This window comes from [Erwinia] mediterraneensis (assembly GCF_900604315.1).
GTDB lineage: Bacteria > Pseudomonadota > Gammaproteobacteria > Enterobacterales > Enterobacteriaceae > Pantoea > Pantoea mediterraneensis_A.
Window position 1 is genome coordinate 684,165 of the sequence record NZ_LR026978.1, and the last position, 14,089, is coordinate 698,253.

8 protein-coding genes and 2 tRNA genes are annotated in these 14,089 nt (G+C 58.2%); 4 read left to right on the forward strand and 6 right to left on the reverse strand.

Annotated features, from left to right (window positions below; genetic code table 11):
- Positions 1–5: 5 nt before the first annotated feature.
- On the forward strand, positions 6–455 hold the full coding sequence (gene csdE / locus E0E17_RS03245) for a cysteine desulfurase sulfur acceptor subunit CsdE (RefSeq protein WP_130831472.1): 450 nt from the start codon (positions 6–8) through the stop codon (positions 453–455).
- A gap of 5 nt (positions 456–460) precedes the next feature.
- Here the strand turns inward: csdE and tcdA are convergent, their stop codons facing one another.
- Both tcdA and mltA read right to left on the reverse strand, forming a co-directional pair.
- Positions 461–1,267 (reverse strand): tRNA cyclic N6-threonylcarbamoyladenosine(37) synthase TcdA, encoded by an 807-nt coding sequence (gene tcdA / locus E0E17_RS03250; RefSeq protein ID WP_130831474.1) that lies wholly within the window; start codon positions 1,265–1,267, stop codon positions 461–463.
- Between the two features lie 47 nt (positions 1,268–1,314).
- Positions 1,315–2,445, reverse strand: coding sequence for a murein transglycosylase A (gene mltA / locus E0E17_RS03255; protein ID WP_130831476.1), 1,131 nt, complete (start codon positions 2,443–2,445; stop codon positions 1,315–1,317).
- A 204-nt stretch (positions 2,446–2,649) separates the two neighbouring features.
- On the opposite strand from mltA, the gene E0E17_RS03260 reads away from it, so the two are divergent.
- Positions 2,650–2,726, forward strand: a tRNA-Met gene (locus E0E17_RS03260).
- 52 nt (positions 2,727–2,778) lie between these two features.
- Positions 2,779–2,855: transfer RNA gene (locus tag E0E17_RS03265), tRNA-Met, on the forward strand.
- Positions 2,856–2,934: 79 nt separating this feature from the next.
- Here the strand turns inward: E0E17_RS03265 and amiC are convergent.
- Positions 2,935–4,179, reverse strand: coding sequence for an N-acetylmuramoyl-L-alanine amidase AmiC (amiC, locus tag E0E17_RS03270; protein ID WP_130831478.1), 1,245 nt, complete (start codon positions 4,177–4,179; stop codon positions 2,935–2,937).
- A 232-nt stretch (positions 4,180–4,411) separates the two neighbouring features.
- Here amiC and argA point away from each other — a divergent pair, with 232 nt between their 5' ends.
- Positions 4,412–5,740 (forward strand): amino-acid N-acetyltransferase, encoded by a 1,329-nt coding sequence (gene argA, locus E0E17_RS03275; RefSeq protein WP_130831480.1) that lies wholly within the window; start codon positions 4,412–4,414, stop codon positions 5,738–5,740.
- 44 nt (positions 5,741–5,784) lie between these two features.
- Here the strand turns inward: argA and recD are convergent, their stop codons facing one another.
- The 3 genes from recD to ptrA are packed head-to-tail and all read right to left on the reverse strand — an operon-like array spanning position 5,785 to position 14,047.
- Positions 5,785–7,623 carry an exodeoxyribonuclease V subunit alpha gene (gene recD / locus E0E17_RS03280; protein ID WP_130831482.1) on the reverse strand — a complete coding sequence of 613 codons (1,839 nt, stop codon included), beginning with the start codon at positions 7,621–7,623 and terminating at the stop codon, positions 5,785–5,787.
- Positions 7,620–11,159, reverse strand: a complete 3,540-nt coding sequence (recB, locus tag E0E17_RS03285; protein ID WP_130831485.1) for an exodeoxyribonuclease V subunit beta — start codon at positions 11,157–11,159, stop codon at positions 7,620–7,622. The genes recD and recB overlap by 4 nt, the downstream gene beginning before the upstream one ends.
- Positions 11,156–14,047: a pitrilysin gene (gene ptrA, locus E0E17_RS03290; RefSeq protein ID WP_130831487.1), complete on the reverse strand. Its 2,892-nt coding sequence runs from the start codon at positions 14,045–14,047 to the stop codon at positions 11,156–11,158. Before ptrA ends, recB begins: the two co-directional genes overlap by 4 nt.
- Between the last annotated feature and the right edge of the window lie 42 nt (positions 14,048–14,089).

Sequence of the window (14,089 nt, forward strand, 5' to 3'; positions counted from 1 at the left end):
ATGTTATGAATACAACGCCTTTAGCTCCGCATCCCTTTGGCGATCTGATCACCGAAGCGAGCCTGAAAGAGAAATTTGCCCACTTTCATCAGTGGGAAGATCGTTACCGGCAGCTGATTCAGCTCAGCCGCCAGCTGCCCGCGTTGCCGGAAGCGCTGAAATCTCCGGAAATCGAACTCAGCGGCTGTGAAAATCGCGTCTGGCTGAGCAGTCAGCCATTAGCTAACGGCACGCTGCACTTTTATGGCGACAGCGAAGGCCGCATTGTGCGCGGCTTGCTGGCGGTACTGTTAACGACAGTGGAAGGAAAAACGCCGCAGATGCTGCTGGCGAGCGATCCGTTACAGATTTTCGACGAGCTGGGATTACGCGCGCAGCTCAGCGCCTCACGCAGTAGCGGTCTGCAGGCACTGGCTGATGCAGTGCAGCGCGCCGCCCGTCACGCCGCGCGCTGAGGGGATTACGCCTGCTGGCGTGCCGCTTTCGCGAGGAATTTTTTCAGCGCGTGCGAAACCGCGACAAAACCAAACGTAGCGGTCACCATGGTGGCCGCGCCAAAACCCGAGGCGCAGTCCATACGTTTTGGTCCTTCCGCCGTGCTGCGTGAGGCGCAGACGCTACCGTCCGGTTGCGGATAGACCAGCGCTTCGGTCGAAAACACGCAATCGATCCCCAGCTTGCCCTTGCTGCTTTTTACAATGCCGAACTGCTGTTTCAGGCGCTCGCGCAGTTTAGCCGCCAGCGGATCCTGAATGGTTTTTGCCAGGTCGGCCACCTGAATTTGCGTGGGGTCGATCTGCCCGCCCGCCCCGCCGGTAGTAATCAGTGGGATCTTGTTGCGGCGACACCAGGCAATCAACGCCGCTTTGGGACGCACGCTGTCAATGGCATCAATTACATAATCGAACTTCGCGGCCAGCAGCTCCGCAGTATTATCCGGCGTAATAAAATCATCCACGCAAATCACCTGACACTCCGGGTTGATCTCGCGGATACGCGCGGCCATGACTTCCGTTTTCGCTTTGCCGACATTATCGCGCAGCGCGTGGATCTGCCGGTTGGTATTGGTGATACAGACATCATCCATATCGATCAGCGTAATGGTGCCAATGCCGGTGCGCGCCAGCGCTTCCGCTGCCCAGGAGCCCACGCCGCCAATACCGATTACACAAAAATGGGCGTCAGCAAAACGTTGCAGCGCGTCCTGCCCATAAAGACGCGCGGTGCCGCCAAAGCGTTGCCGCCAGGCGTCAGTAACCACATTCATAGCAAACCTTATAAAACCGTGCGGGCCTGACGGCCCGCAGAAGAGAGTCAGTTGGCGCTCAGCAAGGCATTATTGCTGCTGAACAACGGCTGTCCGGTGCCCGGCGCAGCCTTCAGTACCCAGACGCGGCCATAGTGATTATAGAAGCCCGCCAGATGGGCGGCATCGGGACCGATGCCCTGATAAATATCGAAGTGCTGCCCCTTGATGGCACCGCCCACATCCAGTGCCACCATCAGGCGCATCTCATATTTACCGTTAAACTTGCCCTTCTCATTCAGCTGCGGCACCTCAGCCAGCAACACCGTGCCCGGCGGGATCAGCGAACGATCAGAGGCCACCGAGGCTTTGGCAATCAGCGGCACAGCGCTGGCGCCGCGCACCGGCGCGAAATTCTGTGGCTTGAAGAACACAAACGAGGGATTGGTTTCCAGCAGCGCGCGCACTTCGGCGGGCGAATGCTCCTCTGCCCACTGACGAATCGCCTGCATCGACATATCTTCCCGCTTCACTTCGCCCCGGTCGATCAACTCTTTACCGATGCTGTAATAGCCCCAGCCATTTTTCCCGGCGTAGCTGAAGAAGTTGAGAGGGCGTCCGTCACCAAAATCGATATAGCCGCTGCCCTGCACATCCATCATAAAATTATCAATGAGCGAGTTGCTCCAGGCGATAACATAACGTTCTTCCAGCGCGCCGCTATAGATAGCGGCCCGGCTCGGCAGCTTTTGTCCGCGCTTACGCGGCGGCAGGCGGTAGATGGGATACTGAAATTCGCCCTGACGCGTATAACGCGCCTGCACCACCGGCGTATAGTAGCCGGTAAATTGTACGTTGCCGTAGTTATCCGTGCCTTCCATCTGGAACGCATTGAGGCCGAACTGGCGCAGCTGACGGGTATCGGCGCCAGCCAGTAGCCAGTTCTGCACGGCGCTGTAGGTACCGTTATGACGGCCAAACAGCCCGGATGAGGCGTACTGGATCTCGCGCACCTGGTCGCCAAAATCTTTGCCGTTGACCGGACGCCCTTTGGCATTAGGTTGATTCACCAGTGCCAGCGGTTGTTCCAGCTTGCCATCTTTATACTGTTGACCGCGATCGGTCGGTTTGGAAGTACAGCCAGCCAGCAGCGCCAGAAACACGCCAGTAAGTGCACACTTCGCCCAACATCCTTTCATTGCCGTCTCTTTTCATCAGTGTTTTGCAGGGCGAAGATAGCAAAGGGGCGACGAGAATTAAATCCATCCCGCCCTTCCGGGGCCACAGCTGTGCAATAAACAACCAACTGGTGGAATAATTCAGCAAGTAACCGATTAATTGCCTTTTTCACGCAAAAAGGGGTTGCATCAAAACGCATGGAGAGTATAGTGCGCTTCCACGGACGCGGGGTGGAGCAGCCTGGTAGCTCGTCGGGCTCATAACCCGAAGGTCGTCGGTTCAAATCCGGCCCCCGCAACCAATTCTCCTGAGGGAGAGACAATGTGAAGTGTCGCTTAAAGTGACGAGACGGACGCGGGGTGGAGCAGCCTGGTAGCTCGTCGGGCTCATAACCCGAAGGTCGTCGGTTCAAATCCGGCCCCCGCAACCAATCATTTAAACACCTTCGGGTGTTTTTTTGTTTCTGGCGTCCGCCAGAAGCAGCGCGGCTTCCCTGCCGCCTGCCCTGCTCAACGCGGCGCCAGCACCGCGCCATTCCTGACATACCCCTTGATTCCCGCCAGAATCGCCTCGGCAACCTGCTGCTGATAACGCGCCGTGCGCAGCTTACGCTCTTCCGCCACGTTACTGATAAAGGCCGTTTCCACCAGAATGGAAGGAATATCGGGCGCTTTCAGTACCGCAAATCCCGCCTGATCCACGCTGCTTTTATGCAGATGGTTGATCTTGCCCATCTGTTTCAGCACTTCCTGGCCAAACTTCAGGCTGTCCTGAATGGTCTGCCGCTGCACCATATCCAGCATCGTATGATCAAGATAACGATCGCCGCTCATACTGACGCCGCCGATCAAATCCGATTCATTCTGGGTCTGGGCAAGAAAACGCGCCGCCGCAGAGGTTGCCCCTTTGGTTGACAGGGCAAATACTGAGGAGCCGCGCGCCGCGCGGCTGGTAAAGGCATCCGCATGAATAGAGACAAAGAGATCGGCACGCTGCTTACGCGCCTTAGCCACCCTGACCTTAAGCGGGATAAAGACATCCTCGTTGCGCGTCATATAGGCTTTCATATTGGTTTCTTTATCGATCAGCGCCTTCAGGCGTCGGCCAATCTTTAATACGATATCCTTTTCGCGCGTGTTGGCCTTGCCATGTGCGCCGGGATCTTCCCCGCCATGTCCCGGATCGATCATGATGATCATCGGACGATCGCGTCCCGCTTTGCCTGGCAGCGCCGCCTGGGAGGGCTGCGATCTTTCCAAATCGCCCTGGTTGTAATCTTTCAGCAGCGCCAGCAGCGGATCGTCTTCCACGCTCTGCTGGCTGGGATAGAGATCGATCACCAGACGGTTTTTAATGCCAGCTACCGGCGCCAGGGTAAAGGTGCGTGGCGCGACGTTACGCTTCAGTTCAAAAACAATCCGCACCGTATTGGCATCAAACTGGCCGACGCGCGCGTTTTTAATAAAGGGATCATCAGCGCGCACCAGTTTCGCGACCCCTTTCAGGACCTGATTCAGGTGCAGGTTGTCAATATCGATCACCAGCCGATCGGGATTGCTCAGCGCAAACTGCTTATAGTGAAGAGGAAGATTCGATTCCAGCGTCACGCGTGAATAGGTGGAGGAAGGCCAGATACGCACAGCGACGATATGACTGCTGGCAGCCAGACCTGCCGGACTGACGCTCAGTAACCATAAGGCGCCCGCGCTCTGTAACAATCGTCGTCGGGATAAAAGGGGATTTGCTTCGGACATGCCGCTCCAGTTGCTGTTGTATGTCTAAAAAACGCCAGATAATTAATGGGATAAGGCAAACTTTACTCAATCCCCGCTTTCCTGTCATCCCGCCAGGGCCAGATAATGCAAGCGTTCCGCCAGCGTTGCCGCCTGAAAAACACAGATTAACCTCAGGATTGCCGCTTGCAAAAGCGCGCATAAAAGCATAAAAATACAAAAATATCGAATAAACATTCACTGAGGGTTTGCCGTGAAGGAACGTAGTACCGAGCTGGTTCAGGGTTTTCGTCATACCGTTCCCTATATTAATGCCCACCGGGGCAAAACCTTTGTCATCATGCTTGGCGGTGAAGCCATAGAGCATGAAAACTTTTCCAGCATCGTAAATGACATTGGCTTACTGCACAGCCTCGGGATTCGCCTGGTGGTGGTTTACGGCGCCCGTCCGCAGATCGATGCCAGCCTCGCCGCTCACCAGCTGGCACCGGTTTATCATAAGCATACCCGCGTTACCGACGCGCAATCGCTGGAACTGGTCAAGCAGGCCGCCGGTCAGCTACAACTGGATATCACGGCACGCCTCTCAATGAGCCTGAACAATACCCCGCTGCAGGGCGCGCATATCAACGTCGTGAGCGGCAACTTCATCATTTCACAACCGCTGGGCGTTGATGATGGCGTTGACTACTGTCACAGCGGCCGCATTCGCCGCATCGATGAAGAGGCGATCCATCGTCAGCTTGATAATGGTGCGATTGTGCTGCTGGGGCCGGTTGCAGTGTCAGTGACCGGCGAAAGTTTTAACCTGACCTCGGAAGAGGTGGCGACGCAACTCGCCATCAAGCTGAAAGCGGAGAAGATGATCGGTTTCTGCTCGGAGCAGGGCGTGACCGACGGCGCGGGCAATATTATTTCCGAGCTGTTCCCCAACGACGCGCAGGCGCGTATTGAAGAGATGGAGCGTGAAGGCGATTTCCTGTCGGGAACGGTGCGTTTTTTACGCGGCGCGGTGAAAGCCTGTCGCAGCGGTGTACGGCGCAGCCATCTGATCAGTTATCAGGAAGATGGCGCGCTGCTGCAGGAGCTCTTCTCCCGTGACGGCATCGGCACCCAGATTGTGATGGAGTCCGCCGAGCAGATTCGCCGTGCCACCATCAACGATATTGGCGGCATTCTGGAATTGATTCGGCCACTGGAGCAACAGGGCATTCTGGTTCGGCGTTCGCGTGAGCAGCTGGAGATGGAGATCGATAAGTTCACGATTATTGAACGCGATAATCTTACCATCGCCTGTGCCGCACTCTATCCGTTCCCCGAAGAGCAGATTGGCGAGATGGCCTGTGTGGCGGTGCATCCCGACTATCGCAGCTCCTCCCGTGGCGAAATGCTGTTGCAGCGCGTTGCGTTGCAGGCGCGTCAGATGGGGCTGAAAAAGCTGTTCGTGCTGACCACGCGCAGTATTCACTGGTTCCAGGAGCGCGGCTTTACGCCGGTGGATATTGAGCTGCTGCCCGAGAGCAAGAAAAAGATGTACAACTATCAGCGCCGTTCCAAAGTGCTGATGGCCGACCTGGGATAATCTGTCGCAGAGAGACGCGGGCGGGAGACTTCCCGCCCGCGGCATTACGCCATGGTAAGGCGATCGACTAATCCGCTACGACGGCGGGTCCGCAGCGCCACGGCGCGATGAAACACCGCACTGTCACAGTAGAGCGTCAGTTGATTGCGCGCACGCGTAATCGCCGTATAGACCAGCTCACGCGTCAGCACCGGCACAAATTGTCCCGGCATCACCAGCGCGGTGTGGTCGAACTCTGAACCCTGTGATTTATGCACCGTCATCGCCCAGGCAGTATCATGGGGCGGCAAACGACTCGGCTGCACCGCCTTGATAGAGCCGTCCGGCAGCGGGAAATAAACCTTCATCGTGCCTTCGTTATCCAGCAACGTAATACCGATATCGCCATTGAACAGGCCGAGTGCGCTGTCGTTACGCGACACCATCACCGGCCGTCCGACATACCAGCGGCTGCCGCCCGACGGACGACGAATCAGACGCTGCTGGACCAGCATCTGTTCAATGCGCTGGTTCAGACCATGGACGCCAAACGGCCCTTCACGCAGCGCGCACAGCAGCTGAAAGCCGCTGAAGGCGGCAATAATCGCCGCAGGATCGGCCTGACGGCGAATCAGGCTGAGAAAATCGCGGTAGCCCTCCGCCACTTCCGCCAGCATCGCCTGATAAGCGTCAGCATTATGTAACGGCTGACGACGGATATCGCTCCAGGGCGCGGCAAAAATCTCTTCCACGCGCTGCACATCGCCGAGGTTTACCGCTTTCGCCAGCTGACCGATACCCGACTGCGCATCGAAGCGATAACTTTTGCGCAGCAGACAGATGCTGTCACGCACCGGCGGGGCGAGCGCATCATCCAGCCCAGCCAGTTTACAGCCAGTTAAATCCACCAGCTGCGCGGCGCGCGGCGCACTGTAGCCCGTTTCTGCACAGCGACAGATATCTCCCAACACTGCTCCAGCCTCCACCGAGGCGAGCTGTTCATGGTCGCCCAGAAAGATCACACGCGCATGCGGCGGTAAGGCGGCAATCAGATTAGCCATCATCGGCAGATCCACCATCGAGGCTTCATCCACCACCAGCACATCAAGATGCAGCCGGTTTGAGGCGTGATAGCGCAGGCGCTGGGTATCGTGCTGCGCGCCCAGCAGACGGTGCAGGGTCATCGCCTCGGCCGGGAACAGCCGGCGCTCCGTTTCATTCATGGAGAGCGCCTGTAACGCCTTGCCCAGCGACTCTGTCAGGCGCGCCGCCGCTTTACCGGTCGGCGCCGCCAGCTGAATACGCAGCGAGCCCTCGCTCAGGCGGATCATCGCCGCCAGCAGCTTCGCCACCGTGGTGGTTTTGCCGGTGCCCGGCCCGCCGGAAATCACCGTGGTTTTGCGCGTCATCGCCACCGCCGCGGCAATTTTTTGCCAGTCTTCGGGATGATTGCCAAACAGCGTGTCCAGCACATGGCGCACCGCCTGGTGATCGAAGCTGTGCGCGCTCTCCTGGGTGGCAAAAAACTGCGCGACCCGTCCTTCACTGTGCCAGAGGCGATGCAGATAGAGGCGCTGATTGCTCAGCACCAGCGGCGTCGCCAGACGGCCATCGCTCACCGCATTCCACGCCTGCAGATGGCTTTGCCAGTCCTGTGGCGCTCCTGCCGCCTGCCATAAGGCTTCGGCCAGCGCCGGATGGCGCCCGGCAAACAGCCCGTCCACCGTCAGATGCTCCAGCGGCAGGCATACATGCCCTTCTCCCGCCTCGGCGCTGACGCAGGCGGCGGCCAGCATACGGGCGGGCTGGCTCTCATCCGCCAGCAGGCGCGCAAACTGAATGTCCAGTGGACGCATCAGGCGCTTCTCCACCGCCTGCATCAGTAGCGCATTGAATTCCGTCATGAATCCTCCCCGGTTCCACGAAAAAGCTGATCCAGCTGGCTGATTAAGGTGGCAGAGGGGCGCGTGCTGAAGACACCGTTGGCTGGCGAACTGCCATCCATACCGCGCAGAAAGAGGTAGAACACGCCGCCGAAGTGGCGCTCATAGTCATAATCCGTCAGCCGGTGTCCCAGGTAACGGTGCAACGCCAGACTGTAGAGCTGATACTGCAGATCGTACCTGTGGTCGATCATCGCCTGCTCCATCGCCTGTGGCGTGTAGGCCTCATGACTCTCGCCGAGCCAGTTGGACTTGTAATCCAGCAGATAATATTTGCCTTGCCAGCGGAATACCAGATCGATAAAGCCCTTCAGCATTCCCTGCACCTGCTGAAAGTCGAGCGCGGGCGCCCGCCCGGAGAGGCTGTCATGCTGGCGCAGCAGCGCATCCAGCGCAGAGGCGCTCAGGCGGGCGTCGATGGGCAGATAAAACTCCATCTCTACCAGCCGATCCTGACTGTTCAGCGCGCCCAGCCGCAGCCCGGTGCTGTTCAGCGGGGTCTGAATGACGCGGCCAATCCAGCTTTCCAGCACCGGTAGCCAGGCGGGCGGATAACCGTTCTGGACCAGTTGCGCTTCCAGCCAGGCGCTGTCGGGCGGCCGGTGAAAATCGATCGATTCGAACAGCGTATGCAGAAAGGTGCCGGGAGCGGCCCCGCGGGGAAAATGATGCGGCGTCAGCGCGCTTTCTGTCTCATGATCATGTTCCCCGGCGGCGTCGATATCAAAGCCCGGCATCACATCCAGCAACCGGCTGCCGCCATGCTGCTGTAAGCCGGAGTAGCTGGTGACGCGCCAGGCGTCGCTCAGATTACGCGTCACACAACGGCTGTCCAGATCATCGCTGACCGGCAGTTCATCCTGCCAGCTTGCCGCTTCAGGTAAGGGCTCACTGATCAGCTCAACGCCATCAACCGCGATCTCTCTGAGGTAAGCTGCCAGCTGCGTGGCGCTGGCAGGCTCTCCACGTTGTAACAGAAAACCCAGCGCGCTCTTATGCAGATCGCTGTCGCCCTCTTTTTTGCGCGTGCCTTTAATCAGTGGCGCAACGCCTACGCTGCAGTGATAAACCGAGCGGGTCAGCGCCACATAGAGCAGACGCAAATCTTCCGCCAGCCGCTCCTGCTCCGCCAGCGCCATGCTTTGTTCATCACCATGCAGATCGAGCACGGCGGCAAAGCTGTCGCGATCGTGATAGAGCGCCGTGGTCGCTTCGCGAAAACCGGCGGCAAACGGCAGCCAGACCAGCGGATATTGCAGGCCTTTCGATTTATGAATAGTGACGATCTGCACCAGGTGGCGATCGCTTTCCAGACGGAGCTGCTGGTTTGCCGCCTGGTTGTTGGGCCGGGCAATCTGCTGAGCCAGAAAGCGTACCAGCGCATGGGGACTGTCCAGCTGCGCCGAGGCCTCCTGCAGCAGCTCGCCAAGATGCATCAGGTCGGTCAGGCGGCGTTCGCCGTTCTCCGACGCGAGCAGGTTTTCCGCCAGCTGCCGTTTCATCATAATATCGCGCAGCATCGGCAGCACACCACGCTGATACCAGAGGCGCTGCCAGCCGGCAAAGGTTTCTACCAGCGCATCCCAGGCGCGCGCATCCTGGCTCATGGCGTCCAGCGCCGCGGCGTCAACGCCGAAAATCGACGTTGCCAGCGCGCTGCGCAGCAAGCGCTCCTGCTCTGGCGCCAGCACCGCCCGCAGTAGCCAGAGCAGCTCGCGCGCTTCTGGCGTGGTATAGACACTGTCACGGTTCGACAGATAGACCGAGGGGATTGAGCGCGCATTCAGGGCATCACGAATGATGCCCGCCTCATTGCGGCTGCGCACCAGCACCGTGATATCGGAGGCCTGCACCGGCCGCAGGTTCTCTCCTTTCCCCAGCAGCGCTTTGCCCTGCTGTCCCGCCTGCAGCCAGCGGCTAATATCCGCCGCACACTGTTGCGCCATATATTGTTGGTAATCACTTACACTCACACCCTCACCCGGCTGCAGCCAGAAGCGTAGTGCGGGCTGCGCCACGCCATTGAAGACAAGGTGCAGCGTCTGATTCGACGGCGCGGGCTTCACCGGCAGAAAGGGAATATCGGCAAACAGAAAAGGCGAATCAAGGCGTGAAAACAGCTGATTCACACTGTTAACCATCGTCGGTGAGGAGCGCCAGTTAGTGTCGAGCGTATAGTGGGCGCTCACTTCTTTGCGGGCACGAATGTAGGTAAAAATATCCGCGCCGCGAAAGGCGTAAATCGCCTGTTTCGGATCGCCGATCAGCAACAGGGCATGTTCCGGCTGATTGATATAGAGCGTGCGGAAAATGCGGTACTGCAGGGGATCGGTATCCTGAAACTCATCAATCAGCGCAACAGGAAAACGGGTACGGATAGTGGTCGCCAGCAGTCCGCCGCCAGGCTGTTGTAACGCCTCGTCCAGGCGACTTAACAGATCATCAAAGCCGAGCAGCGCACGCAGGCGTTTTTCTTTGCGTACCGTCTGACGTACGTCCACCAGCGCCCGGGCGATAATCACATCACGCAGGGAGAGCGGTTCCGCCAGAAAAGCTTCGACCGCCTCAAACAGCGCATGCCGTGGCGCTTCACCTTTTTTGGTTTTCTCTGTCAGCACACGCTGCGTAAAGCGTTCCAGCTCTTTCGGGCACTGATAATCCAGCGTGTCGCTCTGCGCCCATTCGCTCACTTTGCTGACCCAGAGCGGCAGGTATTTACTGCTGTAGCTGCGCTTATCCACGCCCGAGGCGCTGATCATTCCCTCAACATCATTCGCCACTGCGCGCCAGCGACTTTTTAACTCCGCGATACGCGCCAGATTACGTTCATGGCGCGACTGCAGTGTCTCTTCCTGGTCCGGTGGCAGCTTTAAAGCGGGTGATTCGCCCTGCAGCCACGGCAGCAGCGTTGCGAGCAGTTGTTCCGGCCCGCTCCATTCCGTAACGATCACACGCGCGACGTCCAGGGTGAGCGGATAGCAGTGGCGACGCCAGAAATCGGCCGCCGCTTGTTTAAGCAGCATCTGTTCATCTTCGATCAGCTGCTGCTCAAACAACATCCCCGATTCAAAGGCGTTCAGGTTGAGCATCCGCTGGCAAAAGCCGTGGATAGTGAAGATGGCGGCCTCATCCATCTGGCGCTCGGCAGCCAGCAGCAACGAAGCGGCGTCTGCCGGGCTGGCAATCTCTTCCAGCAGCAAATTCAGCATTGGGCTGCTGCTGGTGCCACGGACACAGGCCAGGCGTAACTCATGAATATTTTCACGAATACGACCACGCAGCTCTGCGGTGGCGGCCTCGGTAAAGGTCACCACCAGAATCTCCTCCACCGACAGCGGACGGCCAGTGGTGCCCTCGCCCTCCAGTCCCAACAGCAAACGCAGGTAAAGCAGGCCGATAGTAAAAGTTTTCCCTGTACCGGCGGAGGCTTCAATCAGCCGTTCGCCGCGCAAGGGCAACGTGAGCGGGTTCAGCCGCTCAGGTATCGGGGACGTCATTGCGCTTCGCTCTTCACCGGCAGCGAACGTTGCAGCTGAGCCACTTCCTGCCAGGTTTTCCAGCCCGGCTGGACGGCGTAGTCCGGCTTGTCAGCGGCGTTACCGGCAATTTGTGAGATCATCGCCATGCCGTGATGGGCGATAACCGCCTGATGAAAGAAATCCGCCATACCGACCGGCGTCAGTTTCTTGATCTCGGCAATCACCTTCTGTCGCGTATCGAACGCGTAATTCTGCCGGTCAAAGTCGCGGCTGAAGCGGCCCGCCTCTTCATCCAGCGTTTGCGGTCGTTGTTTCAGTTCGTTGATCATCGCTTGTTGATACTGCTTAAAATCTTCCGTTTGCATTTCACGCAGACGTTTTTCTGCCTGCGGATAAAAGGCCTGATAGCGTTGCAGCAGATAGGCGGGCTGCTTGCTGTTGCTTTGCAGCAGGAAACCGAGCCCCCACTGACGACCAACAGGCATCTGGAAGGTAAATACCGCATACCCCAGTTGCTCCTCAGTGCGCAGCTGGTTATAGAACCACGGCTGGATAATCTGACTGAGCAGCGTGCTGTAGGCCATACTCTCATGTTCGCTGTAGCCCAGCGGCACATAGAGTGCGGCCAGCGCCGAATCCGTGCTGCTGCCCGGCTGCTGCATATTCGCCCGGATCGGCTTATCAATGGCAACATAGTCGCGGTGCCAGGTGCGTGTGCCGCTGTTCTGCAACTGTTGCTTCAGTTCTTCTCCCAGCTGCGCCACCTGCTGTGCAGAGAGATTTCCCACCACCAACATTTCCGGCGCGGCGTTTTTCAGCAGGCTGTCACGATAGTCCATCACCTCCTGCAGCGTCACGGAACTCACCAGCTTGCGTCTGACATCACGCTGGGTATAGGGCAGTTGTGACAACATCTGCATCGGCTGAATCGCCTGTTCAAAAGCTTTGCCTTTTTCCGCCGCAGCCAGCTTTTCCAGATACCAGGATTTCGCCTGTTCCAGCTGCTGCGCATCCGGCGTAAAGCTGGCATACCCTGTCAGCAACGTCTTCAGCAACGCGGGCAGACGCTGGGTAAAACCACTGGCGGTAAGTTGCAGCCCCTCATTTTCGCTGATGGAAAAGCTGATGCCGCCCACTGATGCCTGAGAGTCGAGCTCATCCAGCGCCAGACTGGAAAGATAGTCATTCAGGCCAAACAACACTTGCTGGCGCGCATCGCTGATCGCTCCTTTGTTACGCAGCGCCAGCGTGATGCTGGCTTTCGGCTCGCTGGCATAGTGTTGAGAAGGCATCCACCAGATAGGCATACCCTCTCCATTCTCCAGCTTCACTGGATGCGCATAGCGTTTCCCGTCTGGCGGGATCAGCGAAAAATCATCAGGAATGTAAGGATTCAGAGTCGGCATCTCAAGGCGGATAGCGGCGGCGCGCTGCTGCCAGTCGCTGAAGCGGGCCTCGCTGATTTTATCGACCTGATAAGGCGCATTAACAAAATAGGCCTGCTTGTTGTGCGGCTCCTGCGGGCTGATATACCAGAGGCGGGCATTTTGCGGCGTCATGGCGTCCAGACGGGCACGGATCGCCTCAGGATCGTAGCGGTCCGTCAGATAGGGCGCATCCAGCGTATGGGCGACCGGCACGCGCAGCATGGTATCTGCCAGCCATTCGATATAATCCATGTTGCGCGTCAGAGAGGGATAGCGGAAATCGAGCGCCAGTACATGCGAGACTTCATCAAAGTAGGCTTTGTCGATCCCTTTTTCGCGCAGCAGCGCAATGTAGCGGAATACGGCGGCGACCACTTCATCGCGTTGCGCCAGTCCTTTGTCGGTTAATGATACCGAGATGGAAAACACGCCGCTATCGCGCTCGGTCATGGCATCGGCGCCTGCATTCACGCCATCGGCCAGCCCCTGCGTTTGCAGCCAGTCGGTTAAGGTATTTTTGCTGCGGTTACTGAGCAGATAGCAGATCAGGGTATCGGTTTTGCTGCGGAATCGGTCGCTGTTGTTATCGATGCGGAATTCGATTTTCAGCTGTTTGCGCGGCTGGGCCGGGACGTAATGAATAATGATCCCTTTTTGCGCATCAGTCACCACCGGCACAGTGATCGACGGCACCGTGGCATCGCGATTAGCCACGCGGCCAAAAGTTTGCGCCGCGATGGTCGCCATCTCTGTCAGCGGTTTGTTGCTGTAGATCACCGCCTTCATCAGGTTTGCAGAATAGTGGGTCTGGTAAAAATCCAGCAGCGCCTGATGCAGTTTGCTGCCCGGCTTATCGCGCAGGGTTTCCAGATTACCACCGGAAAAACGCGCGCCAGGATGGGCCGGGTTAAGGGTTTCTGCCCCCACCTGGGCCATACGCAGGCCGTCACGGGAGCGCGCCATGGTGAGTTCCGCATTCACCGCATGACGCTCGCGGTCGGCATTGACAGGATCGAGCAGCGGTTCTGCTACCGCATCGGCCAGGCGGTCAACGGCAGGCTGCAGCGCCGCGTTTTCTACTTCCAGATAGAAAGCAGTGCGATACGACGCGGTGCTGGCGTTGTGGCTGCCGCCATGCTTTTTCAGGAACTCCGCCAGATTATCGGGCTGGGGGTAACGTTTTGATCCCATCAGCACCATATGCTCCAGGTAGTGCGCCAGCCCGGGCTGCTGCTCCGGATCGTCCAGCGAACCAATCGGCAGGGTGAGCGCCGCCAGCGATTTCGGCGCTGTCGGATCGGATACCAGTAATACCGTCATACCGTTATCCAGCCTGATAGCCTGATAGTCACGAGGATCATGATCGCTCTTACGAATGGTTTCATTAACAGGTTGCCAGCCGCTCTCTGCCCGCGCCACAGTAGCGGCAGTGATAAAGCACAGCAGGGTAGTCGCTACCCAGCGCGCATATATACGCATTTAAACCCCTTACATTACCCTTAACGCTGCCATGCTGTGCAA